General features: G+C 36.0%; 28 protein-coding genes. 8 read left to right on the top strand and 20 right to left on the bottom strand.

What is annotated here, in order from left to right; translation table 11 throughout:
• Positions 1-341: 341 nt before the first annotated feature.
• From ACFPM4_RS11150 to ACFPM4_RS11140, 3 genes are all read left to right on the top strand, one after another.
• Positions 342-1,100 carry a transporter substrate-binding domain-containing protein gene (locus ACFPM4_RS11150; protein ID WP_382351439.1) on the top strand — a complete coding sequence of 253 codons (759 nt, stop codon included), beginning with the start codon at positions 342-344 and terminating at the stop codon, positions 1,098-1,100.
• An 88-nt stretch (positions 1,101-1,188) separates the two neighbouring features.
• Complete coding sequence (locus tag ACFPM4_RS11145; RefSeq protein WP_144919571.1) at positions 1,189-1,851, top strand: amino acid ABC transporter permease; 663 nt, start codon at positions 1,189-1,191, stop codon at positions 1,849-1,851.
• Between the two features lies 1 nt (position 1,852).
• On the top strand, positions 1,853-2,575 hold the full coding sequence (locus tag ACFPM4_RS11140; RefSeq protein ID WP_382352074.1) for an amino acid ABC transporter ATP-binding protein: 723 nt from the start codon (positions 1,853-1,855) through the stop codon (positions 2,573-2,575).
• 528 nt (positions 2,576-3,103) lie between these two features.
• Here ACFPM4_RS11140 and ACFPM4_RS11135 read toward each other — a convergent pair.
• Genes ACFPM4_RS11135 through ACFPM4_RS11125 form a run of 3 tightly spaced genes read right to left on the bottom strand, consistent with a single transcriptional unit; the run spans position 3,104 to position 4,163 of the window.
• On the bottom strand, positions 3,104-3,391 hold the full coding sequence (locus tag ACFPM4_RS11135; protein WP_382351435.1) for a hypothetical protein: 288 nt from the start codon (positions 3,389-3,391) through the stop codon (positions 3,104-3,106).
• Between the two features lie 6 nt (positions 3,392-3,397).
• A complete protein-coding gene (locus ACFPM4_RS11130; RefSeq protein ID WP_144919574.1) occupies positions 3,398-3,790 on the bottom strand; it encodes an SHOCT-like domain-containing protein in 393 nt (130 codons plus the stop codon).
• A gap of 4 nt (positions 3,791-3,794) precedes the next feature.
• Complete coding sequence (locus tag ACFPM4_RS11125) at positions 3,795-4,163, bottom strand: DUF2089 domain-containing protein (protein WP_382351432.1); 369 nt, start codon at positions 4,161-4,163, stop codon at positions 3,795-3,797.
• A 296-nt stretch (positions 4,164-4,459) separates the two neighbouring features.
• Between ACFPM4_RS11125 and ACFPM4_RS11120 the strand changes: the two genes are divergently transcribed.
• Positions 4,460-5,257 carry a TIGR00266 family protein gene (locus tag ACFPM4_RS11120; RefSeq protein ID WP_382351429.1) on the top strand — a complete coding sequence of 266 codons (798 nt, stop codon included), beginning with the start codon at positions 4,460-4,462 and terminating at the stop codon, positions 5,255-5,257.
• Positions 5,258-5,304: 47 nt separating this feature from the next.
• On the opposite strand, the gene ACFPM4_RS11115 is transcribed toward ACFPM4_RS11120, so the two are convergent.
• From ACFPM4_RS11115 to ACFPM4_RS11095, 5 genes are all read right to left on the bottom strand, one after another.
• Positions 5,305-5,865 (bottom strand): superoxide dismutase family protein, encoded by a 561-nt coding sequence (locus ACFPM4_RS11115; protein WP_144919577.1) that lies wholly within the window; start codon positions 5,863-5,865, stop codon positions 5,305-5,307.
• A gap of 78 nt (positions 5,866-5,943) precedes the next feature.
• Complete coding sequence (locus ACFPM4_RS11110; protein ID WP_382351426.1) at positions 5,944-6,630, bottom strand: hypothetical protein; 687 nt, start codon at positions 6,628-6,630, stop codon at positions 5,944-5,946.
• Entirely contained in the window at positions 6,627-7,373 is a 747-nt protein-coding gene (locus ACFPM4_RS11105) for a hypothetical protein (RefSeq protein WP_382351423.1), read from the bottom strand. Before ACFPM4_RS11105 ends, ACFPM4_RS11110 begins: the two co-directional genes overlap by 4 nt.
• Positions 7,345-8,256 (bottom strand): ATP-binding cassette domain-containing protein, encoded by a 912-nt coding sequence (locus tag ACFPM4_RS11100; protein ID WP_382351420.1) that lies wholly within the window; start codon positions 8,254-8,256, stop codon positions 7,345-7,347. Before ACFPM4_RS11100 ends, ACFPM4_RS11105 begins: the two co-directional genes overlap by 29 nt.
• A gap of 1 nt (position 8,257) precedes the next feature.
• A complete protein-coding gene (locus ACFPM4_RS11095) occupies positions 8,258-8,632 on the bottom strand; it encodes a GntR family transcriptional regulator (protein WP_382351418.1) in 375 nt (124 codons plus the stop codon).
• A gap of 210 nt (positions 8,633-8,842) precedes the next feature.
• Between ACFPM4_RS11095 and ACFPM4_RS11090 the strand changes: the two genes are divergently transcribed.
• Both ACFPM4_RS11090 and lipA read left to right on the top strand, forming a co-directional pair.
• Positions 8,843-9,685 (top strand): lipoate--protein ligase family protein, encoded by an 843-nt coding sequence (locus tag ACFPM4_RS11090; RefSeq protein WP_382351416.1) that lies wholly within the window; start codon positions 8,843-8,845, stop codon positions 9,683-9,685.
• 4 nt (positions 9,686-9,689) lie between these two features.
• Positions 9,690-10,631 carry a lipoyl synthase gene (gene lipA / locus ACFPM4_RS11085; protein WP_318280818.1) on the top strand — a complete coding sequence of 314 codons (942 nt, stop codon included), beginning with the start codon at positions 9,690-9,692 and terminating at the stop codon, positions 10,629-10,631.
• Between the two features lie 347 nt (positions 10,632-10,978).
• Here lipA and ACFPM4_RS11080 read toward each other — a convergent pair whose 3' ends face one another.
• The 8 genes from ACFPM4_RS11080 to ACFPM4_RS11045 form a co-directional block, all read right to left on the bottom strand.
• Positions 10,979-12,217 carry an ABC transporter permease gene (locus ACFPM4_RS11080; RefSeq protein ID WP_382351413.1) on the bottom strand — a complete coding sequence of 413 codons (1,239 nt, stop codon included), beginning with the start codon at positions 12,215-12,217 and terminating at the stop codon, positions 10,979-10,981.
• Positions 12,217-13,131 (bottom strand): ABC transporter ATP-binding protein, encoded by a 915-nt coding sequence (locus tag ACFPM4_RS11075; protein WP_382351410.1) that lies wholly within the window; start codon positions 13,129-13,131, stop codon positions 12,217-12,219. The genes ACFPM4_RS11080 and ACFPM4_RS11075 overlap by 1 nt, the downstream gene beginning before the upstream one ends.
• Before the next feature lie 268 nt (positions 13,132-13,399).
• On the bottom strand, positions 13,400-14,227 hold the full coding sequence (locus ACFPM4_RS11070; protein WP_382351407.1) for a DUF368 domain-containing protein: 828 nt from the start codon (positions 14,225-14,227) through the stop codon (positions 13,400-13,402).
• A 64-nt stretch (positions 14,228-14,291) separates the two neighbouring features.
• Positions 14,292-16,163, bottom strand: coding sequence for an FtsX-like permease family protein (locus ACFPM4_RS11065; RefSeq protein ID WP_382351405.1), 1,872 nt, complete (start codon positions 16,161-16,163; stop codon positions 14,292-14,294).
• Complete coding sequence (locus tag ACFPM4_RS11060; protein ID WP_382351402.1) at positions 16,138-16,908, bottom strand: ABC transporter ATP-binding protein; 771 nt, start codon at positions 16,906-16,908, stop codon at positions 16,138-16,140. Before ACFPM4_RS11060 ends, ACFPM4_RS11065 begins: the two co-directional genes overlap by 26 nt.
• Before the next feature lie 627 nt (positions 16,909-17,535).
• Complete coding sequence (locus tag ACFPM4_RS11055; protein WP_382352071.1) at positions 17,536-18,375, bottom strand: nuclease-related domain-containing protein; 840 nt, start codon at positions 18,373-18,375, stop codon at positions 17,536-17,538.
• Between the two features lie 193 nt (positions 18,376-18,568).
• Positions 18,569-18,883, bottom strand: a complete 315-nt coding sequence (locus ACFPM4_RS11050) for an MGMT family protein (RefSeq protein WP_382351399.1) — start codon at positions 18,881-18,883, stop codon at positions 18,569-18,571.
• Positions 18,884-19,054: 171 nt separating this feature from the next.
• Positions 19,055-19,543, bottom strand: a complete 489-nt coding sequence (locus ACFPM4_RS11045; RefSeq protein ID WP_382351397.1) for a hypothetical protein — start codon at positions 19,541-19,543, stop codon at positions 19,055-19,057.
• Between the two features lie 134 nt (positions 19,544-19,677).
• On the opposite strand from ACFPM4_RS11045, the gene ACFPM4_RS11040 reads away from it, so the two are divergent.
• Positions 19,678-20,373 (top strand): response regulator transcription factor, encoded by a 696-nt coding sequence (locus ACFPM4_RS11040; protein ID WP_382352068.1) that lies wholly within the window; start codon positions 19,678-19,680, stop codon positions 20,371-20,373.
• Complete coding sequence (locus tag ACFPM4_RS11035; protein ID WP_382351395.1) at positions 20,373-21,329, top strand: sensor histidine kinase; 957 nt, start codon at positions 20,373-20,375, stop codon at positions 21,327-21,329. Before ACFPM4_RS11040 ends, ACFPM4_RS11035 begins: the two co-directional genes overlap by 1 nt.
• A gap of 549 nt (positions 21,330-21,878) precedes the next feature.
• On the opposite strand, the gene ACFPM4_RS11030 is transcribed toward ACFPM4_RS11035, so the two are convergent.
• The 4 genes from ACFPM4_RS11030 to ACFPM4_RS11015 all read right to left on the bottom strand — a co-directional run bounded on the left by ACFPM4_RS11030 (position 21,879) and on the right by ACFPM4_RS11015 (position 25,445).
• Positions 21,879-22,646 carry an HAAS domain-containing protein gene (locus ACFPM4_RS11030; RefSeq protein WP_382351393.1) on the bottom strand — a complete coding sequence of 256 codons (768 nt, stop codon included), beginning with the start codon at positions 22,644-22,646 and terminating at the stop codon, positions 21,879-21,881.
• Between the two features lies 1 nt (position 22,647).
• Positions 22,648-23,328, bottom strand: coding sequence for a DUF1129 family protein (locus ACFPM4_RS11025; RefSeq protein ID WP_144919593.1), 681 nt, complete (start codon positions 23,326-23,328; stop codon positions 22,648-22,650).
• Positions 23,325-23,660: a PadR family transcriptional regulator gene (locus ACFPM4_RS11020; RefSeq protein ID WP_144919594.1), complete on the bottom strand. Its 336-nt coding sequence runs from the start codon at positions 23,658-23,660 to the stop codon at positions 23,325-23,327. Before ACFPM4_RS11020 ends, ACFPM4_RS11025 begins: the two co-directional genes overlap by 4 nt.
• Positions 23,661-23,888: 228 nt before the next feature.
• Entirely contained in the window at positions 23,889-25,445 is a 1,557-nt protein-coding gene (locus ACFPM4_RS11015; protein ID WP_382351390.1) for a BCCT family transporter, read from the bottom strand.
• Positions 25,446-25,536 lie beyond the last annotated feature (91 nt).

The following is a 25,536-nucleotide window of genomic DNA, read 5'->3' as shown; positions in this document are numbered from 1 at the left end:
AAATAAGGTTATAACCTTAGGACAGTCCTATTTTAATTCAAATGTAATTTTGTCTGAATATATTATCTACCAATTGAATAATATGCCTATCTATGAAATTTAGAACTACTTCTCATATTGTCTATAATTTTTTCCTATTTATGATTAATTCCAATATCAGCGGGTATATATGGAAGTAATCGCCACCATCATGGAGCATTTTTATATAAACAGGTATCTACTATAACCTTGTCATACTACATAACTCTATACACTCTTACATTGAGTTTTACGAATATTTAATATTTTTTATGTTTAGTGGATAATAAGAAGTGCAATTAAATTTAGGAGGGGCTTTTATTTTGAAGAAAAAAGTAGTTACGTTCGTTACATTACTTTTGTTCATTGTATTACTTTCTGCCTGTGGCTCAGATACTTACACAGTTGCAACAGACTCAAACTTCAAACCGTTTGAATATCTGAACACAGAAACTGGTGAATTAGAGGGATTTGATATTGAGATAATCAAAGAGATCGCAGAGCGCGCCGATTTTGAGATTGAGTTTGAAACAATGGATTTTGATGGCTTACTTACTGGAATGCAATCAGGTAGGTACCCTATTGGGATAGCAGGGATGTCTATTACGGAAGAAAGAGCTAAAACGATTGATTTTTCTATCCCCTATTATGACTCTGGTCTTATCTTAATGGTACCGGAAGATAGTGATATCCAATCTATTGATGATCTTGCAGGTAAAAAAATTGGTACGAGACAGGGATCAACTAGTGAAACATTTTTGTTAGACAATACGGATGCTCAAGTAGAAGCGTATCCTGAGATTGTTACTGCTTATATGAATGTTAGTAACGGCCGACTTGATGGTGCGTTTTATGATCTACCGAACGTTCAACACTATATCGCTACAGAAGGAGAAGGCAAATTGAAAATGGTTGGTGATGTATTGGAAGGCCAATCATATGGGATCGCTTTAAAGAAAGACTCAGATATTTTGGATGAAGTAAACGAAGCACTTGAGAGTATAATCGCTGATGGCACCTACGCAAAATTGTATGAGAAATACTTTGGGGAAGCACCAGATGAAAAGTGGTTAGGTGAATAAGCACACGAATAAATTTCTTTCAAGCGCAACAGGTCAAGAAACTTGTTGCGCTTTTACAACCAACTAGACGCAGGGAGAGATTAATTGCATGATAGAAGCAATAATGGAAAGTCACTATATTCAAAGTCTACCATTCTTGTTAAAAGGACTTGTGTGGACGATTATCATTACAATTGTAGGTCTCATACTAGGATTTGCTTTAGGAGCAATAACAGGATTGGGCCGTCTATCAAAAAACAAACTAATTCGCGGCATTTGTGCAGTTTATGTAGAAGTTGTAAGAGGAACACCGATTCTCGTTCAAGTTTTATTTATTTTTAGCGGCTTAACAGAAGATATTATAGGATTTAATATTGATAAAGTAACCGCCTCGATTATTGCCATAACGATTAATGCTGGCGCCTATATCGCTGAAATTGTTCGCGGTGCTGTTCATTCTATTGATAAGGGACAACATGAGGCTGGTAGATCTCTAGGCCTAACCCAAAGACAAACAATGCGCTTTATTATATGGCCACAAGCACTAAAAAGAATGATTCCTCCTTTAGGCAACCAATTTATTATTAGCCTGAAAGATACCTCTCTTTTTTCCGTCATTGCTGTCGGAGAGCTTTTATACATGGGGAAACAATACTACAATGCCACCTTCAGCGCATTCCAAACCTTAATTATGGTATGTATTTTATATTTAATTATTACCGTACCAACATCATTCTACTTACGGAAACTAGAAAGGAAGCTGGATGTCTAATATGATTACGGTGAAAAATCTGCATAAATCTTTTGGTAGTTTAGAAGTTTTAAAGGGAATTAATGCAACGATAGATGAGAGTGAAGTTGTCTGCGTTATCGGACCATCTGGTTCAGGTAAAAGTACGTTCCTTCGCTGCTTAAATTTACTCGAGGATATTACCTCTGGCGAAGTCGTGATTGATGGAGATAATATTGTGGATAAGGAAGTAGATATTAATACTGTACGCTCCCAAGTGGGAATGGTCTTTCAACATTTTAATCTCTTTCCACATATGACAGTACTAGATAATATTACACTTGGTCCAATACAAGTGAAAGGAACATCAAAACTGAAAGCGGAAGAAGAAGCACTTCCCCTACTAGAGAAGGTTGGACTATCCGATAAGGCAGATGTTTATCCGCATAGCTTGTCCGGCGGTCAAAAACAACGGGTTGCAATTGCTAGAGCACTTGCAATGAATCCAAAAGTGATGCTATTCGATGAACCAACTTCAGCTCTTGATCCAGAACTTGTCGGCGACGTGTTACAAGTAATGAAGGATCTTGCGAGAGAGGGAATGACAATGGTTGTAGTAACGCACGAAATGGGATTTGCACGTGAAGTCGGAGACAGAGTTATTTTTATGGATGAAGGAATTGTCATGGAAGAAGGCAACCCTGAACAAATATTTGACGCCCCACAACATCCGAGAACACAAGAATTCTTAAGTAAGATATTGTGAAAACAAAGAGTCAGATATTAATGAATGTTGATGAAAATAAAAAAGCCAAACTATTACTTGATTTATTTTTACGATAGTTCGGCTTCCTTAAATAAACTACTGGTAGACATTCAACGTTCTAGTCTTACAAAAGGAAATTGTTTATTATACAAATTTTATTATTGTATTAAATGCAAGCTTATTAATAGAACAATATCAGCGGAGGAAATACACGTAGACTCCTGCGGGAACAAAGGCCTCGATGAGACCCCACAGTCAGAAAAGCGAAGGCGACTGATCAGCGGCGTACGAACGGGAGACAATCCTGTACTGAGATAAAGGAAACACGGCGAGGAACGAGCCGATGTTGACTTATCGTAGGGAAAGGATTGGATCGTTCGATAGCCGCTAGGAGCTTGAGCTAGACAGACGCGTTAAGCGTCGAGGAGGCTCATTAGCCGCCCGCGGAAAGCGTAGTGTATTTCTGTAGCGGTATTGTTGAAGTAACGCTACACTGTTCTCACCTATAAAAATAAAACAAAAAATCCATCACAACTTAATCAATACTTCATTTCCTTCTTTATCTACTACATCTACAATTGTTAGTCCCTTATACTTCTTTATTGTTTTCAAAAGTAACTTCATATCTTTTCTTTCAATCGATGTAGGGATATAGATTTTACTTTCTTCCCCTTTATCGCCTTTATCCACCTGTTTCTGTATAAACGCCCAAATCTTTTTTGAAGATAGGATCCAACTTCCGGTTGATAAAATTGCATATGGAACAAATATGGCAAAACCTTTTTTATCTTTTTGCTTCACACGAATTTTAATCATTTTAAATCACTCTATTACAACTGATACGATATCACCTTGGGCGCTAGTAACATCTACAATTTGACCATCTAATTCGTTTTCAATTGCAGATAAAATCAAATCTACATCAAGCGCATCAATATCCTTAACGTAAGGTGTTGCCTCAGGAATCTTTGCTGCAATATTAAGACCTGATTTTAACGCGACATGAATTAAGCGTAATGGCAAATTAACATTGACCTTATCACCTTGTTGAGATTCCACCTTAATTTTCAATGTTTTGTTCAAATACTCAGAGTCATGGAGTGGTAGTTTACTCGAATCTTTTTCTTTTAGTGCATTAATAAGTTCTGTTGCTTCATCCGAACCAAGTTTCCCTTCTTGAACCATTGCTAACACTTTACTTATTTCATCTTTCATGTCCTTACTCTCCCTTATCTTTTAATAAATTCAAAGCCTCATTTACACTAATTTCTCCTTTTTCTAGCATCGAGATGACACTTCTTTCCTCTGAATCAGCTTTTCTTTCCTTATATCCTAGTGCACTAATAATATCGTTAAGTTTCCCACGAACAGTTGGATATGAAACTCCTAATTCTTTTTCAACTTCTTTAATATTACCTCTGCTTTTTAAAAACACCTCAATAAAATAAAGCTGTTCCTGATTGAGCGCGGCGAACTTTGATAATTCAAAGTCATTTTCAATGGTTGTCTGACAATGGGAGCACTGCAATTTAGTAATTTTTAATGTTTTACTGCAAACAGGGCAATTTGTGATTAATGGGTATCCCATCCTCCCCCTCCTCTACTTCTTATTATCAATATAATAGTTCATATTATTAATAATGTAAACATTTATTTTTTAAATATGTTAATTTAAATATTAATTTTTTTAATTTATATCATTAATTTCATTAAAAAGGAAATTGATCATTACTTTGTTTGTAATCACCACGATGAAATTCTATATGTTATCATGCGCGACAACCTCTCCTTTACAAAATTATAGAGATTGCAACTATTTTTTAATACAACCGAATCTTTCTACATACTCTATTCGTAGTTTCTTTTAGAAGGATGGTGTCATAGATGAATAATCATGAGATTGATTTTGAGATTTTTGGAGATGATATGCAGTTTGTACAAGTTGAGCTAGACCCGCATGAGACAGTTATTGCGGAAGCAGGTAGTTTAATGATGATGAATGATGGGATACGTATGGAGACTGTCTTTGGAGATGGTTCTTCCAATCAAGGTAGCGGTTTGATGGGAAAACTAATGGGTGCTGGTAAACGACTACTTACTGGAGAAAGTTTGTTTATGACGACATTTACAAATGAACGCTCCGGGAAAAACCACGTATCTTTTGCCGCTCCATATCCAGGAAAAATTATTCCGATGGATTTAAGTGAATTAGGCGGGAAGATTATTTGTCAAAAAGATGCTTTTCTTGCAGCTGCGAAAGGTGTTTCTGTCGGAATTGAATTCCAACGTAAGATTGGAGTGGGATTTTTCGGTGGAGAAGGCTTTATAATGCAAAAGCTTGAAGGTGATGGAATGGCGTTTGTACATGCAGGTGGAACCATGTATAAACGGACACTACAACCTGGTGAAGTAGTACGAGTAGACACAGGTTGCTTAGTAGCGATGTCGCAAGAAGTGGACTACAACATTGAAATGGTAAAAGGTGTAAAAACAGCATTATTTGGTGGAGAGGGACTATTTTTTGCAACATTAAGAGGCCCTGGAACTATTTGGGTTCAATCCCTCCCATTCTCTAGACTTGCTAGTCGTGTCTTTGCTGCTGCACCACAAACGCCAGGTGGATCTTCCAAAGGTGAAGGTGGAATCGGTGGTCTCTTCGATATCCTTGGTGGCGATAGATAAAAAAGTAAAAGGTTGTCAGCTTCAAAACGAAGTGACAACCCTTTTTATTATTCCTTACCGATTACACCACAAACAATACGATCACCAGCATTACCAGCTGGGTTTGTTTTATAATCATCTGCTTTTTCATGAATAACTAGTGCACTACCATCTGCATCAAGCAGAGAGTTTTCTGCACCTTGCTTTAATGTCAGACCAGGGGCTACTATTTCAACATCTACGACACCTTGAGCAGAAACTTCAATATTTGGTAAATCTCCAGCATGGAAGCCTTTTGGATTTTCAAAACCATGTTCTTTTTTTCCAGGATTAAAATGTCCTCCCGCTGATGTAAAATCAGGGGCTACACATTTTCCAGTTTCGTGAATATGAATTGCCTTTGTCCCTGGCTCTAAACCTTCTGCTTTCACGCGGATTTTAACACCCTTGCTTGATTCTGTAAACGTTGCAGTGCCTATCTTTTCTTCATCCCCATTGATTAGATCAATTTCGATTGGAGTTGGAGTACTAGTGCTAGCAGCTGATGTAATAAGTATGTTGTCAGCATTACCAACTCCTAATAGGATAGTAAAAAGAACTATTGCTATAGAAAATAGCATTTTTTTCATGTTGTAATCCTCCTATGTTTAGAATCATTTAGCATCATTCCCAACAATGCTGTTTTTTATTTAAACACAGGAAATTTTCTATCTTTCTTCTTCTAAATACATATTAGTATGATTAATGAGTTTCAGATCCTTTGGTATTTTGAGATAAAGGTAATCTATTTTAGTACTTGAATGCTCAAGTATACTATCGCTTTCTGATGTGAACTGTGTAATTGTAAATTCCTTCTGATATATATTATAGTTATACAGCCTCACACCGGAAGAACCGATTAATTGGATCGTATCATTTTCTAATTTTACATCCAATGAATGTAATTCTTGCGTAACGTCTACTTTATCCATTACAACACTTGCATAATATTTTGCCTCTACCAGTCCATCGTTAACCGTCTTTCTTTCCAGTACGATTGGCCCGTTAAAGCTTCCTTCTACTACTCTTATATGAAGTTCTTCCTTGTCATAATTAAACTCCCAAGCACTCTTAATATAATCATCATACTGAGGACGGTCATCAAGTATTATCTCCGCTTTATTAAATGGATTTTCTTCATTCGCTTCCACAATTCTTATATTGCTATTACTTTTTTCGGGTAGTAATTCATAAATAAAAACCGATGCAATAATGACGACAACGTAAAGTAATAATAGTGATTTTACAATCCGTTTATGTCGGTAAGTTTTACTACTTAATATTAAGACTTTAAACGCAACTATTAATACACTGACTAAAATCAACGTTACTAATATGGCTGCCAGAATTTTCATTTTCTAACCTCCAATCGATTCGTCATTATTATAGAAGTTACGAATAAAAGTGCAGAAATTACAATTATTTTTACAGTAAATAGTCCTAATGAAGCTTCTTTAAAAATAAATTCATATACTTTTTTTACATTGTCGCCTCCACTTACTCCATCGACTACCATTAAACCGAATAATAGAACAGGTAGAAGGATTGAAAATACTTTATTTATTTGAATAAGCATCCCCACGAAATAACCTATTGAACTAAATAATAAAAGTAATAGCACAGTTGCAATAATACCTATTAATAACTCATTTGGCTTTGCATATACACCACCAGCAATATGCAGTTGAACATCACTATCGAAATAGGTGATGATTCGCAAAAAGTAACTAGATGCCATTGCTAAAATTCCTGCAACCACACTCGCTGTAATTAAGAATAATATATTCGCAATATTACTACTCAGTCGATTTGTCACAAATGAGAAATCATCATAACGTGTTGCTCGTGCAGTTATTAAGATTCCGGAAATAAGCGCCCATATCATCGATAGCATAATAACCATATTAGCTGAATAATAGTACAAATTAATTTCTAATTCATCACTAAAAAAACCTGAGCTAGCCACTCCTGTAAGTGATAAAATAATTCCCAAAATTTGCGTCATTGCTAGCGAGGAAAATACGCCAAGAAATGCTCTTGTTTTAAAGCTAAATTGTTTTTTTACTAGATTAGTTATGTTCACTTCGGCTAAAGACATCATCAATCCCTCCCTTTCCTCGATTTGTCAAATAAACACATATATCATTACAAGAAATAGGTGAGAATTTTAGACCCTTTTGACGTGCCTGCTCGATTTCCATTTCCTCAAAATCATTTTTCATAACAGCATACACCTGATCGACACCTACTTCTTTTTGATAAATGATGTCTTTTTCGTTAGTAAGGTTGGCAACTACACTCTTCTTGCCTTGAACTCCAATTGCCCACTCTTTCAATTCTGAAATAGGCATGTGGAGATGGATATCCCCGTCTTTTACTAACATGACATCTTCCAGTAAATCCTCAATCTCCTCTAGATGATGACTAGATATGATGATTGTTCTCGGAAATGCAATGTAATCTTTTAGTAAAGCTCGATAAAAATCCTTACGTACCGCTGCATCCATCCCTGTTGTCGGTTCATCAAAAATCGTTAGAGCGCAATGTGCGGATAATCCAAAAATCATATTGAAAGTACTCGTCATTCCTTTTGAGAGATTGTTATGGTATTGATAGGCATCAATTGCAAAGTAATCTAACAGTCGTAAAGCTAGTTCCAAATCAAAATTTTCATAAAAACGTGCTGCTTCTTCTAATATTTGTCCTAAATTTAATGCAGGTGGCAGTGTCATTTGATCATCAATAAAAATGCTATTAGCTGAAACGAAAAGATTATTAAAAGGTGATTTTCCAAGCACCTTTAGTTCACCTGAAGTCTGATGTATAAAACCTGCGATAATTTTTAGCAAAGTCGTCTTTCCAACACCATTTCTTCCTATTAAACCTGTTATCTTATTTTCTTGAATGGTAAATGACATATTATTTAATACACTCTTGCTCCCATAACGCTTCACCAGATTGGAACATTCAATCACATTCATGTTACTTGCCTCCTTTTCTAGCTAATCGGATCATTTCAAACAATTCGTTTTCCCCAACTTGTAGCCTTTCAGCTTCTAAAACAAGTTCATGAACTAATCCTTTTAATGTTTCATTCTTTCGCTTACTTAAAATTTTCTCTTTCGCTTCCTCTGTAACGAACATTCCAAGACCACGTTTTTTATATAAAATATTTTCATCCGCCAATATATTCAGCCCCTTTGCAGCTGTCGCAGGATTGATATTAAACATTTCCGCAAGTTGGTATTGCGAATAAACTTTATCGTCACTTACAAAATTTCCGCTGATGATTTCATTTTCAAGCCATTCGGAAATTTGCACATAAATTGGTTTCGAACTGTCTGAAGGTAAAATCACACAGTTACCTCCTTTCAACAATAGTGCATTACTGTTGTAATGTAGTATATTCTAATACAAAAAAAAATACAACAATAAAATGTAATTATTAGAAATTTCCTTATTGCAATTCTAATTCGGAGTGTTTTACTGTACTTTTTAACCTTTCTTCGCTACGATAGTATCATTGGAAATTTTTAGTTACATACTATATTTGATTACAACAAGGAGATGAAAAGAGTGAAAGACACATGGGGCCTACTTCATTCTGGGTACAATGATGCTGCAGTGAATATGGCACTAGATGAATGTCTGCTCCTTTGGCATAGTAAAGGCGAGATACCACCTGTCCTTCGATTTTATGGTTGGGAGCGACCAACTCTATCTGTCGGTCATTTTCAGAAAGTAGAACGATCAATCGATTTTACCGGAGTAGAACGTCATAAATGTCAGTTTGTCCGTAGATTAACTGGAGGAAGTGCCGTTTTACATGACGATGAATTAACATATAGCCTTGTTGTTTCAGAGGATAAACCGTACATAGCGGACTCTATTCGCAAAGCCTACTATACGTTATCTAAAGGGATACTTGAGGGCTTTAGAGAGCTCGGTATTGATGTTGATTATTCTCGACCTGAAGAACATTTTACAAGAGAAACAACAGCCGTTTGTTTTGAAAGACCTTCTGATTATGAAATGCTTGTGGAAGGGAAAAAAATTTCTGGTCATGCACAAACACGTAAAAAAGGTGTCTTACTTCAGCATGGCTCTTTACCGTTCACCATTAACAAACAAATGTTATTTGATTTATTTGCTTTCTCGACGGAAGAACTTCGTGCTAGAAAACGAGATGACTTTTCGAATAAGGCAATAGCGATGAATGATGTTTCCAAGGAGCTCATTACATATGAAAAAGCGGAAAAAGCATTTGAAATAGGTTTTCAAAGAGGATTAGACCTTGAGTTTACTCCATTTGAGTTAACGAAAGAGCAATGGGATGAAGTACATGCTTTAGCAGATTCAAAATATCGATCAGAAGAATGGAACTTCAAAAAAGCGAAAGCAGGTGTTTAAAAAAGTGGCTAATAAAGAATACATTAGAAAACCTGAGTGGCTGAAAACAAAAATTAATACAAATGAATCCTATCAAGGTTTAAAAAAGTTAATGCGTGGTCAAAGATTAAACACAGTTTGTGAAGAGGCTCGTTGCCCTAATATTCACGAATGTTGGAGCGAAAGAAAAACCGCTACCTTTATGATACTAGGTGACACTTGTACAAGAGGATGTCGTTTTTGCGCCGTCAAAACAGGTCTACCAAATGAATTAGACTGGGGCGAACCAGCTCGTGTGGCTGAATCTGTAAAAATTATGGGACTTAAGCATGTCGTCGTAACTGCCGTTGCTCGTGACGATTTAAATGATGGTGGTGCAGCTGTTTTTGCAGAAACAGTACGAGCTATTCGTAGAGAAAACCCTGGATGTACAATTGAAATCTTACCATCTGACATGAAGGGAGACTATGAAAGTCTAACGACATTAATGTCTAGTGGCCCTGATATTTTCAACCATAATATCGAAACAGTAGAACGCTTAACTCCAAAAGTTCGTGCACGTGCTCAATATTGGCGTTCACTTGAGCTTTTAAAGCGAGTAAAAGAAATCGCTCCAAATACCCCTACAAAATCTAGTATCATGGTTGGTCTCGGGGAAACAAAAGAGGAGATTTTAAAAGCAATGGATGACTTACTCGACCATAATGTGGATATTATGACGATTGGTCAATACTTACAACCTACGAAACAACATCTGATGGTGGAACGTTATTATCACCCAGACGAGTTTGCTGAATTAAAGGAGATTGCTTTATCAAAAGGATTCAGCCATTGTGAATCTGGCCCACTTGTTCGTTCTTCCTATCATGCAGATGAGCAAGTTAGCAATGCTGCTGCACAGCGACGCATTAAATACATGCAAGGTGTAGAGCAACAAGAGCAAAAAGTAGTAGACTTTAACTTTTAACTAATAAAGCGCGATTCCATGGAAACAATCCATGAAATCGCGCTTTTCTTTGTCTAGCTGCAGCTCCTAGCGACTAGCGGATTTCCGGTTCCTTCCTACGATAAGTCAACATCGGATTGCCTAAGGGCTCTCCGTGTTTCCTTTATCTCGTCAGGACCCTAGTAAATCCGTACGTCGATGATCAGGCGCTTCCGCTTTTCTTTGTCTAGCTACAGCTCCTAGCGACTAGCAAATTTACGTTTTCTTCCTACGATAAGTCAACATCGACTCGTTCCTCGTCGTGTTTCCTTTATCTCGTCAGAAATCTTTAAATTTGTACGTCGCTGAACAGTCGCTTCCGCTTTTCTTTATACCCATAGCCATTTCCAGATTTCTTTTGGTGTGGCGTTTTTTCCGTACATGAGAATACCAATTTTGAATATTTTTCCGGCAGCCTTCATAATTAACCAGATAGTAATTAAGAGGATTGGAAGTGAAATTAGTATTTCTATCCATGGCCATTCTTCTAACATCGCAAGTCGAATAATCCATACAGATGGTGATGTTAATGGAAAAAATGAGCCGATTTTTGCCATAAGACCACTTGGGTCGTTTATGATTGGAGCAATAAAAATTAATGGTAAGAATGGTAGCATCATGACAAATCCTTGGAAGTTACTAGTAGCTGTCATGTCTTCCACCGTTGCACCAATCGCCACGAAAATAGCTGCGAATAATAAATATCCAGAAAGTGCTAATAACAGCAATAATAATAATTCAGGTACTAATAAGTATTTCATTAATGGAATATCTGTCTTCCAAGCGACAAGTGGTAGTAGGAAAACTAGCCAAACTGCAACTTGAGTAATCCCTAGTACGAAATAACCGATTATCTTCCCTTGCATTAAATCACCTGGAGTTACAGAAGAGAGAATGATCTCAGCAACTTTTTCTTTCTTTTCTTGAGATGCAGAAGTAAATATCATCATTCCAGTCATTACGATAGAAAAGAGAATGATACCAGCAAATGCGGCTGGGACAATTCGTTTTAGAGCATCTTCCTCATCCCCAGCACCTTCTTCACCGTCAATGATTGCATCATCCGTTCTCGCATCCGCCTGCTCAATTGTAATTCCCTTTACAATGACTTGCTCTTGCTCAGCTGTTAATCCTAATCTTTCTATTTGTAACTGACGTATTGGTGCTTCCAAAGTATAAGCTTCATAAATAAAGTTATCACTAACATCATCACTTAGATACAATTGAATCGACCCTTGTTCTAGTGACTCTTCCGTAAGTGGAATATACGCTGAGTTTTCCGTATTAACTACTTGTTCCTTTATCTCATCTACAGTTAAATCCGTCAAATGTAAATCCCAATTCAATTGCTGCTGTTCCGCAATTTGCTTTACACTATCCCACACTTGCAATTCATCTAATACAAATACATTAACCGGCTCTGCTTCTTTATCGTCATTATTAAATAATTGTGGTACGAAAAAGAAAAACATAAAAATAATAGGTGTCAATAATAAAGAAATAATAAATGATTTATTCATCATATTTCGCTTTATTTCCCATTTAGCGACCTTTAAGCTGTTACGCATTATTGAGCACCTCCTTGTTGAGCAGTGGCTACATCAATAAATATTTCATGAAGGGAAATGCGATCAATAGATAATTCCTGTATATTCAAGGATTCAGGCAATTGTCTTAACCACTCTGTCACACGTACATCTTGGGATAAATATAAAACATTAACTTCTCCCTTTTGTTCCACACGTTGCACATGAGGAATTCGCTCCAGTATGCTAATATCATTTTTACCACGTAATGTACATTTGAAATTAGCATACTCATTCTTCACGTCTTCTAACGAACCATAAATTACTTTTCTTCCTTGGCTGATCATAAAGAGTCGGTCACAAATTTCTTCTACCATATTCATTTGGTGAGATGATAATAAAATTGCAGTTCCGTTATCTGCCAGTGCTTTAATTTCTTTCTTAAACACTTCCTGACTAACAGGATCTAACCCTGAAAATGGCTCGTCCAAAATTAATAATTCCGGTTCATGGATAATGGAACCAATAAACTGTACTTTTTGTCCCATCCCTTTCGAGAGTTCTTCAACCGATACTTTCTCTTTCCCTTCTAGGCCAAGCTTAGCTAAATATTCCATCGCTCGCTCTCTAGCTTTTTTTATTGGATAATCTTTTAGTTCTGCTAAATATAGAATCATATCCATTACTTTAACGTTCTTATATAGACCACGTTCTTCTGGAAGGTAACCAATTTTTTGACGCGGGATTTCATTCTTAGCATAATTATGAAATTCAATGCTTCCCTCATCTGGGTACATAATTCCCATAATGTTACGGATTGTCGTTGATTTCCCAGCTCCATTAGGTCCTAAAATCGCCATTATTTCACCTTTACGGACATCGAATGATATATCTTGGATAACATTTTTAGATTTAAATGACTTACCAAGATTTTTCACTGATAATACATTTTCCATTACATCGTCCTCCTATCTACTGTAATACGATTTGAACATATAATAAGTTCCCTATATTTATAAAAAACAAAAAGGCTAGGACAGAAGAATATGGTTGTAAATAAAAACCGAACTATAACTTGATTTCAAACAAGATAGTTCGGTCACATTATCAATTATATAAATTATATAGTTACCAGCGAAGTGTATTTCTGAAGCGGTCTAGCTACACTTACATTGTTCGGATTTACATCCAGATCAAATCATTTTGTCTCAACCTTATGCAAATCTATTTATGTTTCTTTTTCGTCATTTTATCAGAACTAAACCATAATGAAAAGGCAAGTCCGATGATAAAAGTTGCAATACTTAAATACAGGGAAGAACCATGAGGTACTCCAGGGAACATCACAAAAAATGAACCAAAAATTAATCCAATGATAATCGCATATGTCATATATTTAAAGTTAGATAATAAATAACGAATTGCTTTACTACTAACAATAAATCCTATAATCACACCCGCGCCTATAACAATAATTAGTGGAATATTAAAATCTTTCAACGCTCTAATAGCAGTTGTATAAACACCCAATAACAGTAGAATAAAAGATCCACTTATTCCAGGAAGAAGCATTGCCATACTAGCTAACCAGCCGGCAAAAAATAATCCAATCGCATTTGGGAACGTTAATGTTGTAATTGGTTCAGCTGCCTCATCAGGTTTTATAAAGCCTAATGAAGCAAGCAATGCTCCTACAATAATTAACGCGATAATGTGGCTCGCTTTAAAATTCTGTTTTGCATTTGCTTCTTTGAAAATAAAAGGAACTACTCCTAGTATAAGGCCCATAAAGAAAAATTGTGTTGGTTCTAAATGGTGTTCTAGTAAATAGTCGATTAATCTACTAAATATTACTAACGCTGCAACAATTCCTATTCCAAGCGGGATAAGAAAGCCTATATGTTTCTTCCACTCACGGCTGAAAAAACCACTGATAGCTGCTAGTAGCCGATCATATATACCAAGAATAAAAGCAACGGTACCTCCACTAACCCCTGGTATTAAATCTGTTATCCCCATTAAAAGACCACGATAAATATTTTTCCAATCCATCATTTAATTCTCCTCTTCCAAACTCATAGGACTTATTATAGCATTGAAATGCTTAAATGGAGAATTAAATATTATACTTAATTTTGCGAATATAGTTCTGTCTTATTAATAGAAAATAAACGATTTGAATGATGCTAAATGCCCCTAGCACAAGAGTAGATTCCATCATTAAATTGTAGTTAAACATACGCTGTAAAGCTGTAAGAGCAACGGACCCATGAATTAACACAATAACAATCGGGACAAAGAAAAGTAAGGCTAGTTGAATTGTTATTACTTTTGTTAATTCTTTACTAGTTATTCCCATTTTATTTATGGCTTTAAATTTTGCTTTTTCCATATCTAAATCCGTATACAACCTAAAATATAAAAAGCTTCCTGCAGCAACAAAGAAAATAACCCCAATAAATAATCCAACAAACAGAACCGCTCCAAAACCTTGGTTCAGTTCATTCCACTCATTCCCTAATGATGTAAACATGTATGAATCACCGAAGCGCTGTAAATCTTCCGTTAATTTTTTTCCTACTGGGATTGTTTCTTTCCAATCATCAATAGAAAAGGCATAGTAAAGAGATTCCTCCGTATCATCTTTCTTTAATTCTTGATATAGATTATCGTTCACAATGTAAAAATCATGAAATCCAGGCAATAAATTAGTTGGGATTGCTCGTACTTGTTGAAGGGATTTTTCACCTATAGTAAACTCTTTTTGTTCATCTCTTGTTTCCAACTCACCTATCGAACTGTGATAATACAATAAAGCTGTCTCATTATTAGCAAGCTTGACTTGCTCCTCATTCTTCATTTTTGCAAGTGCATTATAATCAGATTCTCTCACAACGTAAATTGTAATATCTCCCTTAGGTATTTCCATAATAGCTGTTTTCGTTTCTACAAAGGGGATGTCATTTGTTTTCAGTTCATTCCTGATGAGTTCCAAATGCGCTTCTTCATCTTTATTATTATTGTAGGATTCATATTCTATAGCAAATGGTGATTCCTTCACTAATTCTTTTGTCATCATCGCTCTAAATCCTACTAATGATCCTATTGCTGAAAATGCTACTGTTGAGACAATCGCTACAAAGAAAAATGTACGAGCATTATCTTTCATACGATACGCTAGGTCTGACATTAAAACGAGATTCGTTTTTTTCCAAAAGAAATTTTTACTCTTCTTCAGTAAATTTATTGTATACACACTTAACTGTGTAAACAGAAAATAAGTACCAATAATAACGACAATAGTTACTGGAATCATCGCTATAATCACTTGCAAATTTTTTACGATTAATGCAGTGGTATATCCAGCTGCAAGCAGAATGATTGAAAGAACAGATAAGTACACAGATGCTTTCGGTTCCTTTTTCGGAGCTTCACTCCCTTTTATTAGATCAACTAGTTTATTTCCTTTTAAAATAGACACAGTTGAAAAAGAAATAATAATAAATAATAAAAGAAAAGCAATAAATGTTAATAACAATGCTTGGATTGGTATATAGAAGTTTAAGCTCTGCTCTAGATCCAATACTTTCTCAGCGGTTAATAAGATAACCTTGCCGAAAACAAGACCAAGCGTAATACCTGAAATGGTTGCAAAAAATCCGATAATGACATTTTCTAAAAATACCATCTTTCGGAGTTGCATGTTTGTCATTCCATGCATCACCATTAAACCGAACTCTTTTTTTCTTGATTTCAAGAAAGCACTCATAGAAATCAAAACAAAAATGAATGAAAACACGTAAATTATTGCCTCAGCAAAATGAAGTCCTATCGCTACATTCGGATTGATTTCTAATAAAGATGGGTGAAATGCAAACATAGCATAAACAAAAAATACTAGAACTGAGAATGTGCTACTCAAAAAATACGCAGCGTATGTGCGCTTATTACGCATGACATTATTAAACGCGAATCGACGAAAGGTCATGTGAATCCCCTCCTAGAAACGATAACACGTCAATAATCTTTTGGAAGAACGCTTGACGGTTGTCACCACGATGAATTTCATTAAACAACTTGCCATCTTTGATAAAAATGACACGATTACAATAGCTTGCAGCAATCGCATCATGAGTTACCATCATCATTGTTGCATTATCCTTTTTATTTATTGATTCCAGCATTTCCATTACTGCTCTAGATGACTTTGAATCTAAGTTCCCTGTCGGTTCATCTGCAAGAATCAGTTGTGGCTGATGTATAGTAGCACGAGCGATAGCTGTTCTTTGTGCTTGACCACCGGAAATTTCATATATGCGTTTCTTTAATATCTCCGTAATCCCTAATTTCTTCGCAACCGCATCTACCCTCTCTTGCATTACTTTTACTTTCATCCCATCGAGCGTTAACGGAAGAACGATATTTTCTTCTACAGTTAAAGTGGGTAACAAGTTAAAATCTTGGAATACAAATCCAAGTTCCCTACGTCTAAATAGCGCTAAATCATTATGTTTTAATCGAAAAGGATCCTTCCCATTAATTAAAATCGAACCGGAAGTAGGTTGATCAATGGTTGATACCATATTAAGTAATGTTGTTTTACCACTACCTGATGGTCCCATAATTCCTACAAATTCACCTTGTTCAATTGTCAAATCAATATCTGATAATGCTTTATATGCTACTTTTCCATCATAAACTTTACTTAAATTTTTAACTTTTAACGTCTCCATTATAAAAAAACCCCTTTCCTCACTACCCATAGTTTAGCGGAAAAAGAGTTTTTTCAACCATCGCTTTATCTTTCAGTTTTATTACATGTTTGTAAGGTTAGTCAGCTATTTAGTAAGTTACTAGATAGTTAACTCGCGGAAACTTGCTCGGTTCTCGCGGTTGAAGGGAGTTTCTCGCGATTGAAGGGGAGTTTCTCGCGATTTTCTCGTTTTTCTCGCGGTTTTCAAAATTTATTCGCGATTGCAGGGCGTTTTCTCGCGATTATTTCGATTTTCTCGCGCACCAATTTTATTCTCGCGATTTCTTGCTACTTTCTCGCGATTTTTTAAAATTTATTCGCGATTGTAAGGCACTTTCTCGCGATTATTTCATTTTTCTCGCGATTTTCTAGTTATTCTCGCGATTCGTTTTATTTCTCGCGATTTCTTGCTGTTTTCTCGCGATTTTCAAAATTTATTCGCGATTGTAAGGCACTTTCTCGCGATTATTTAATTTTTCTCGCGATTTTCTAGTTATTCTCGCGATTTTCTAGTTATTCTCGCGATTCGTTTTATTTCTCGCGATCGCAAGGCATAATCTCTCGATAACAAGGCGAAGACAAATTCTCGCGACAACGAGATATACCCTTAAATGATCTTGCTAAAATCCATCGCGTATGTTCTACCTTTGAAGATTCCTTCATTTATTAAATCCATGCTTCGTAGTATTCTGGTTGCCGTATCGATGTTTATATGCAAGAATTCACGGCAGTCCTTGTTTGTCATTTTCCCTCCAAATAGTAAAAACCAATCTCTAACTGCGTTTATGTGGGCATTTTTGCTAATGTGATTACAGTGCGAGCAATGCCATCCTTTTTTACTTATTCTTTGCATCCCAACATGACGACATTTATCACAAATCACACCTGATCGAATGTCATGTTTTTGAATTTTATACGTTTGCGAAAGTGGGTTTGGAATATAAATTTGATGACTATTTATCATTGTATTACATAACCAATCTAAATCTTTTTCATTAAGTATTGGCCTATTTTGAGGGATCTTTCTAATGTAGGATGGAATTAAGTTGGGAAAGAGAATGGGAGTACTTTTAGGAGGAACTAAAACTATTTGCTTTGGATAAGCAAGTACGACGACTCCAATTACAGGGATATTAATACCTTTGGACTGCAGCCAGAGATCCAACACCAACAACTCACTATTTCTTTCGACTTGGGCTGCTGGGCAATCAAATGCATCTACTTGTCCATCATCTCTTTCTCTTATTAATTGTCTTGGATTCTCTCGAAAAGTTAGTTTTCCTGAAATGTTTTTCACTTCAAAAAGAATAGCATAAAATTGAGTTAAAAATAGTGAATCAATTTGAAATGTCGTAGCTGAGTGAAGGGATAAGTCATGAAGGATACAGTGTTGGAAGGGAAAGCTGTGATTTTGGAATACTCTCTCTACTCTTTCTTCGCCAGCAATGCCTGCTTGTTTGGAAGTATAGTTGGAGGACAGGATTGGATACTGTGGATGACTCTCGTCTACCCGAAAATACCTGCCTGTAGGCTTAATAGAGAGAGCGATTCAGAACGATATTTTACTATGATTTGACGTGCACCTCCTAATATAATTAATGAAATAGTAGCACAATTCGAATACATTTGCCACACTGAATTTACTCATCCATCGTCCCCACTTGATAACGACTTAAATCAACACGTTTATCATTGATTAACTCTACACCTTCACTTTCTAGAAGGAGTTTTTGCTGGAGAGCTATTTCTGGGTTGGCAATGACGATTTCACCTTTTGCGTTTACTACTCTATGCCACGGTAAGCTATGTTTCTCACTCATAGAATGAAGGATTCTAGAAACTTGCCTAGCACCGCGTGGATTGCCTGCAAGTTTGGCGATTTGTCCATATGTCACAACTTTTCCTTGTGGAATTTCCTTTAAAATCGATACTACTTCTTTTGTAAATGGATGCATGGTCTCACTCCTCTAAAAGAAGTATACCACCATACAATCTTCGAGGCTAAACGGAAAAAGGTCATGAATGAGGTTTTAACGAGGGTATGTATAGTAAGGGAGATAAAACATTCATATGTTTTATCTCTCCTTTTTCATAACGTAAATTGTAGAAAAAAAGGAGTGTAAAGTTTACTGGAACATGCGCTCTTGTTGAATATAAGTGTTCTGAAATCCGTCTATCTTTGCCCATTTATAGGAAAGATGCTTTGTATTTTCATTAAAAATTTCTATTAACTCATCGAAGCTCTTCATAGCCTCCATATTAAAGGCAATCCCTTCTGCCGTATTCACTTGAAAAAAACGAGAGATGGAACTATCTTCTCCACCGGACTCATACTCGTAGTAATATGTTCCAGTTACATCCTCCCATGCATATTCCTTTACGGTAGTTCCTTTTCTTTTACTAACTATCTTTACTTTAAATCCTTGTTCATCACAAGAAACGGTCGTATCATCTCCAAAATATCGTAATACCAAAAATAAGATAAGTGCTAATCCTATTGTGGACCATCCCACTGGGTCATTGATGAACATAAGCATGATACCAGCCATGCCCAAAATTACACCAATATAAATAGCTGCTTTTGACGAAGTCTTATTAGAAAATTCCTTTCCCATTAGCCTCCCTCCTTTATTACTATATATATGTCCTAGCTGATTTTTAAATGTCATGTACACTCAATTATCTCTTGAACTTTCCAGGCGATTATGTAATGTTAAAAGCACATATTTTAGAAAAAGGAAGAATGAAAATGACAAAGATTCTGATTGTGGAAGATGACCCAAAGATTGCGAAGCTCCTCCAGAATTATTTGGAAAAGTATAATTATAGAGCCATTATTACAGAGGATTTCGAGAATGTAATAGATATATTTAAAAAAGTTAAACCTGCACTTGTCTTATTAGATGTGAATTTACCTAGTTATGACGGTTACTATTGGTGTAGGCAAATCCGTGCACTTTCTACGTGCCCTATCCTTTTCATATCTGCTCGTGCGGGTGAGATGGATCAAGTGATGGCATTGGAAAATGGGGCGGATGATTATATAACGAAGCCATTTCACTATGAAGTTGTAATGGCAAAGATCCGTAGTAATTTACGACGAGCGTATGGAGAATATGCTCCAAAACCCGAAGAGAGAGTTATGCATCTTAATGAACTAACGCTTTATATGGAACGACTAGAGTTAGAGGTAGAAGGAGCAACGGTAACATTAACAAAGAAAGAAGCAGTATTATTGGAAATGTTGTTGGAAAAGTCTCCAAGAGTTGTTGCACGTGAAGATATACTCGAAAAGTTATGGGATGATCAGTCTTTTGTGGATGAGAATACATTAAATGTGAATGTAACCCGTCTCCGTAAAAGATTACAAGAACTAGGGATAGAAAACGTAATTGAAACAGTTCGTGGTGTAGGATATCGCCTTACTTTAGGAGAGAATACGTAATGAAGCTATTTTTTCGTGAACATCTTCCTCTTATTTTCATTAATATCATTCAAATAATCTTTGTACTAACAATCGTCTACTTAGATGGATATACAAACATACCAACTGCCATTTACTGCTTGTTTATCACTATTTTTCTATTATCCATGTATTTAATTTATCGCTATTTAACTCATAAAGAGTATTATAAACGGCTTACAGCTACTTCATATGAACTAACCGATGCAGTACAACAATTAGGCAATGCCCCCATACCAGAAGCATTGACTAACTTGTTAAAATCGCAGTATTCCCAATATATTAATGAACTTCATCTTCAAGAAAATAAACGTGCAAATCACTTAACATTTATTAATCAATGGGTACACCAAATGAAGACCCCATTATCCGTGATGGAACTAATAACTCAAGATTCGGATGATGAAAATCTGCGCAGTATACGAGAAGAAGCCGAGAAAATTAGCAGAGGTCTTGAAATGGTTTTATATGCTGCAAGACTTGAAACCTTCGAACATGACTTTCAAGTAGAGCCTGTTTCAATGAAAAAAGTAATAGATGATGCCATTCGAGAAAATAAGCGGTTATTCATTAGTAACCGTGTGTACCCTGAAATTCATGGTGAAACAATCATCGTGGAATCAGACGAAAAATGGCTAGTATTTATTATGAATCAATTAATAACAAATGCAGTTAAATATTCTACAGGAAAGGCACAAAAAATGATTGTGTCCATTCAAGAAAATTCAATTAAGGTACAAGACTTTGGAATTGGCATCCCTGTAAGTGATAGAAAACGAGTATTTCATCCATTTTTCACCGGAGAAAACGGCCGTCAATATCGCGAATCCACCGGAATGGGCTTGTATCTTGTGAAGGAAGTATGTGAAAAGCTTGGCCATCAAGTGGAGATTGAATCAGAGATAGAAAAAGGCACCACTGTAACGATAACTTTTTAAGCTTTCGGATCGATTGGCTTCTCCCTTTTCAGAAGGGATTAAAGAAAATGCACGATACCGATACATAAGTAACCGTAAATTGCTCATAAATGTGCAATCCAAAGAGGTTGAGACATAACTATTTGACTTGAATGTAAATCCGAACAATGTAAGTGTAGCTATAACGCTTCGGAAATACACTTCGCTTTCCGCGGGCGGCTAATGAGCCTCCTCGGCGCTAAACGCCTGTCTAGCTTAGACTCCTAGCGGCTAGCGAACGAGCCAATCCTTTCCCTACGATAAGTCAACATCGGCTCGTTCCTCGCCGTGTTTCCTTTATCTCAGTACAGGATTGGCTCCCGTTCGTACGCCGCTGATCAGTCGCCTTCGCTTTTCTGCCTGCGGGGTCTCATCGAGGCCTTTATTCCCGCAGGAGTCTTCGTGTATTTCCTCCGCTGGTAACTATAAAATTTTTGTAATTGAAAAGGTGACTGAACTATTTTGTTTTAAAATCAAGTTATTGTTCGGTTTTTATTTGCATCCATATTCCTCTGTCCCAGCCTCTTACTTCTAGCTGTTTGCAGCATTTTTCTTCTTCATTTTCTCCTTTATGACTACATATAGGATTAAAACGGTAAATAGAAGTATAAATGTCGATACATTAGCGATGAGGATTTCATTAATACTTAATTCCGCAAAACGTGTGAGATAATCAGGGATAAAAAGAATCGCCGGAATGACAATTGTAATCCAGGTTTTTGTCCATATTGACAATACGACAAAAATGATCGTGCAGATTGCGATTACTATCCATTTAACCGTATCATTTGCTGTGTAGATTGGTTCGGCAATAAAGTGACTTCCTAGTATTAATATTACAAATAATAATGTTACACCCATGCTGGCAAACATGCCGCCTATGAATAATTTCTTATTAGAATATTGCTTTTTACTAGAAGTTTGAAGAAACCGCACATATAAAATCATCGCCAATACCGCTACAAAAGGAAAACAGATTAGTTGTATGAGATTAATCTCAAGATCACCTCTGATGGCGGGACCCATAAAGAAATAGGCTAACATACCAATGATGAATATAGGTATATATTTAAACAACATAGTAAAATCAGTATCCATTTCATTTTTCAATGATTGCATGTATTCTTCTGGAGTTCCTTCAATTATTTGATCGATGCTTTTTCCTTGTTTCTCAGATTCGATTAAATGAGCAGTTAATTCCTCTATTAATTCATCAACTTCCTTTTCTTTTTTTCCGGATGTAAGAAGATACAAGCGAAGATTTTCTATAAAGTTAGTACTTTTTTTCGATAACACCATGTTATTCCCTCCCTCCAACTCGTTTTTTGTAAATAAACCTTACAAACCAAATAATCGCTCCGAGAGAAAATGAAAGCCACCAAGGAAAATGAACGGCAGGACCAATATTGGGAATAAACTTTACCACTACTAGGATTAACATAAATCCAATAGCACCGAAAAGCCCAGCTTTCACCATATCTTTCTTATCACTAGACTTTTCTAGAAATAATGAATTCTTGATTAATCTAAAAATATACCAAATGCCAAATAAAATGATACAAAGGATAACTCCAACTAAGATTGCGACATTAACTGGATAAATTTCCGACTCTATTTCTTTGAATTGAGAAATAATCAGAATACCAAGCCCATTAATCATGAGTACCCAACTGAGTAAATCCATAATGGTGCTTAGGACAAAAGTGGAAATTTGCCGTTTATCTTCATTAGGTAAATGTTTAATAATTTCGTCTGCATAAGCTTTTGGATTGTTACCAAAAATATCTCGAGCAGTCTTCCCTTCGTTTTGCCCATCTAATAAATGATCTAGCAGTTCCATTAATATTTCCTCAGATTTTTGCTCCGATAGTGTGAGTTGTAGTCGGATATACAGCATCATATCGCTATAATATTTCTCATTCTCAGGAGTCAACAAATCTCTTTTTCGATTATTTTCCTCAATTAACAGGCTCGCCTTCATTCCTTGCTCTCCCTTCTAATAAATAATTCATTTACAGGTTTTGATATTTGTTCCCATTCGGCTGATATTGTTGCTAGATTCTCTTTACCAAGATCAGTGAGAAAATAATACTTACGGTTTGGTCCTGTATCAGATGGTCTCATTTCGCCTCGTATTAGTTTATTTTTCTGAAGCCTTAATAAAACAGGGTAGATAGTTCCTTCACTTACATCATGAAGACCGATATCCTGTAACTTTTTAGAAAGTTCGTAGCCGTATACTGGTTCTTTTTCAATCACAGCTAAAACACATCCATCTAATATCCCTTTTAGCAGTTGACTTCTTATAGACATATACAACCTCCTCCACTAACTTGTTAAACAAGGTAGTTGATAAATAAAAATGTGGAAGCTTTGCAATAATAGTTTAGTTTCCACAAACCCACTATCTTGTGAAACAAGATACTTTGGATAAAAAACACTACTTGGTTAAACAAAGTAGCTATAATAAGTATATGCAGAATTCCAAAAATAGTCAACAAGAGATCTGAATTATTTTTTTATTTCAGATCTCTTTATTTACTATTTTTTCTTTTCCTTACTATTAGCTGCCTTTTCCAACCTTTTAAATCGTCTTAAGTCAGCTTTCCTAATTGGTAATGGCTCCTTTTTCAAAAGCTTCGATAGGGAGATGATAAGTAATAACAATAATAATGTAAATGGTAACGCAGAGATTAACGATGCGGTTTGTAACGCCTCTAAACCACCAGCATATAACAGTACTCCTGCAATTGCAGCCATTAGTAATCCCCATACTATCTTCGCGACCATAGGAGGATTTAAACTCCCCTTTGTTGTCATACTTGCTAATATATAAGTAGCTGAATCCGCAGAGGTAACTAAAAATGTGAAAATAAGTAATAGAGCTATTAAAGACAAGACATTGGACAATGGTAAATGCTGAAAAGTTTCAAATAGCGCAGATGTAATGTCTTTGTTGACTGCCTCCGCAATTCCCGCATTTTCATTTAAGTCGTACCAAATTGCTGTTCCACCAAATGCAGCTATCCATAAGCATGCTATTAACGGTGGGATAACCATTACTCCAGCGATAAACTCACGAATGGTTCTTCCTCTAGATACCCGTGCAACAAAAGCACCTACAAACGGAGACCAAGCAATTGCCCAAGCCCAGTAGAAGATTGTCCACTCTCGTACCCAAGTTCCACCTCTATATGGTTGTAGACGTAAACTATATTGAATGAAATTAGTTATATAATCTCCAATTGCTAGCGTAAATGTTTCTAAAATAAAAACACTTGGACCAGTAATAAAAACAAATAATAGTAACCCTAAAGCAAGTCCTAAATTTAAATTGCTTAAAAACCTCATCCCCTTATCCAACCCTGTGATGGAGGAAAGCATATAAGCAAGAAGCATCACAACAATGATAATAAGCTGTATACTAAATGTTTGATTAAGATCAAACAAAGCATCTATTCCTCCATACATTTGAAGAACACCGAGACCAACGGAAGTTGCCATCCCCATAACAGTTGCAATAACAGCAAGTGAATCTATTGTATTTTTTACAAACGTCTTATCTCCGGTTATTGGTTCTAGTGCAGTAGAAACTAATCCATCCTTTTTCTTACGGAATTGGAGAAAACCAATGACGAGCCCTACTATCGCAAAAACAGCCCATTGACTTATCCCCCAATGGAAAAATGAATATCCCATCGCTAATCTTGCTGCTTCCTCCGTTTGCACCTCGATCCCTACCATTGGCGCTGTAAAAAAGTGACTCATTGGTTCCGCAATCCCCCAAAAAACTAGACCAACCCCAAAGCCTGCTGAGAACAACATTCCTATCCATGTAAAAAAGGGAAATTGAGGTTTTTCATCCTCGCCACCGATTCGTATAGCTCCATATTTACTTATTGCTAAACCTATTAAAAAGATAATAATAATAAGTACCCCTATCAAATAAAACCACCCAAAATTAACGGTCGTGAACTCAAATAGTTTTCCTGACACCCGCCCAAACGTTTCAGGCATTAATCCACCAACTAACACAAAGAACACAATAATGATAGCTGAAACAGTAAATACGGGATTTTTCCATAATTGTTTATTCATGAAATCCTCCAAACAATAATAAATTTAATAGTATACCTAATGAACTTTCATTCACTAAAGTCTTAATTACCACTTCTTTTTCAACTCTAAA

The organism is Lederbergia graminis, from assembly GCF_042655485.1.
GTDB lineage: Bacteria > Bacillota > Bacilli > Bacillales > Bacillaceae_C > Lederbergia > Lederbergia graminis.
The sequence above is the reverse complement of the archived record's forward strand: the minus strand, read 5'-3'. Positions and strand labels throughout refer to the sequence as shown.

Bases quoted from the DNA above. Each gene is read 5' to 3' on its own strand.
- ACFPM4_RS11145 (WP_144919571.1), top strand. From the start codon at position 1,189: ATGATAGAAGCAATAATGGAAAGTCACTATATTCAAAGTCTACCATTC.
- ACFPM4_RS11140 (WP_382352074.1), top strand. From the start codon at position 1,853: ATGATTACGGTGAAAAATCTGCATAAATCTTTTGGTAGTTTAGAAGTT.
- ACFPM4_RS11135 (WP_382351435.1), bottom strand. From the start codon at position 3,391: ATGATTAAAATTCGTGTGAAGCAAAAAGATAAAAAAGGTTTTGCCATA.
- ACFPM4_RS11130 (WP_144919574.1), bottom strand. From the start codon at position 3,790: ATGAAAGATGAAATAAGTAAAGTGTTAGCAATGGTTCAAGAAGGGAAA.
- ACFPM4_RS11125 (WP_382351432.1), bottom strand. From the start codon at position 4,163: ATGGGATACCCATTAATCACAAATTGCCCTGTTTGCAGTAAAACATTA.
- ACFPM4_RS11120 (WP_382351429.1), top strand. From the start codon at position 4,460: ATGAATAATCATGAGATTGATTTTGAGATTTTTGGAGATGATATGCAG.
- ACFPM4_RS11115 (WP_144919577.1), bottom strand. From the start codon at position 5,865: ATGAAAAAAATGCTATTTTCTATAGCAATAGTTCTTTTTACTATCCTA.
- ACFPM4_RS11110 (WP_382351426.1), bottom strand. From the start codon at position 6,630: ATGAAAATTCTGGCAGCCATATTAGTAACGTTGATTTTAGTCAGTGTA.
- ACFPM4_RS11105 (WP_382351423.1), bottom strand. From the start codon at position 7,373: ATGTCTTTAGCCGAAGTGAACATAACTAATCTAGTAAAAAAACAATTT.
- ACFPM4_RS11100 (WP_382351420.1), bottom strand. From the start codon at position 8,256: ATGAATGTGATTGAATGTTCCAATCTGGTGAAGCGTTATGGGAGCAAG.
- ACFPM4_RS11090 (WP_382351416.1), top strand. From the start codon at position 8,843: ATGAAAAGAGTGAAAGACACATGGGGCCTACTTCATTCTGGGTACAAT.
- ACFPM4_RS11080 (WP_382351413.1), bottom strand. From the start codon at position 12,217: ATGCGTAACAGCTTAAAGGTCGCTAAATGGGAAATAAAGCGAAATATG.
- ACFPM4_RS11075 (WP_382351410.1), bottom strand. From the start codon at position 13,131: ATGGAAAATGTATTATCAGTGAAAAATCTTGGTAAGTCATTTAAATCT.
- ACFPM4_RS11070 (WP_382351407.1), bottom strand. From the start codon at position 14,227: ATGGATTGGAAAAATATTTATCGTGGTCTTTTAATGGGGATAACAGAT.
- ACFPM4_RS11065 (WP_382351405.1), bottom strand. From the start codon at position 16,163: ATGACCTTTCGTCGATTCGCGTTTAATAATGTCATGCGTAATAAGCGC.
- ACFPM4_RS11060 (WP_382351402.1), bottom strand. From the start codon at position 16,908: ATGGAGACGTTAAAAGTTAAAAATTTAAGTAAAGTTTATGATGGAAAA.
- ACFPM4_RS11050 (WP_382351399.1), bottom strand. From the start codon at position 18,883: ATGCATCCATTTACAAAAGAAGTAGTATCGATTTTAAAGGAAATTCCA.
- ACFPM4_RS11045 (WP_382351397.1), bottom strand. From the start codon at position 19,543: ATGGGAAAGGAATTTTCTAATAAGACTTCGTCAAAAGCAGCTATTTAT.
- ACFPM4_RS11040 (WP_382352068.1), top strand. From the start codon at position 19,678: ATGACAAAGATTCTGATTGTGGAAGATGACCCAAAGATTGCGAAGCTC.
- ACFPM4_RS11035 (WP_382351395.1), top strand. From the start codon at position 20,373: ATGAAGCTATTTTTTCGTGAACATCTTCCTCTTATTTTCATTAATATC.
- ACFPM4_RS11030 (WP_382351393.1), bottom strand. From the start codon at position 22,646: ATGGTGTTATCGAAAAAAAGTACTAACTTTATAGAAAATCTTCGCTTG.
- ACFPM4_RS11025 (WP_144919593.1), bottom strand. From the start codon at position 23,328: ATGAAGGCGAGCCTGTTAATTGAGGAAAATAATCGAAAAAGAGATTTG.
- ACFPM4_RS11020 (WP_144919594.1), bottom strand. From the start codon at position 23,660: ATGTCTATAAGAAGTCAACTGCTAAAAGGGATATTAGATGGATGTGTT.
- ACFPM4_RS11015 (WP_382351390.1), bottom strand. From the start codon at position 25,445: ATGAATAAACAATTATGGAAAAATCCCGTATTTACTGTTTCAGCTATC.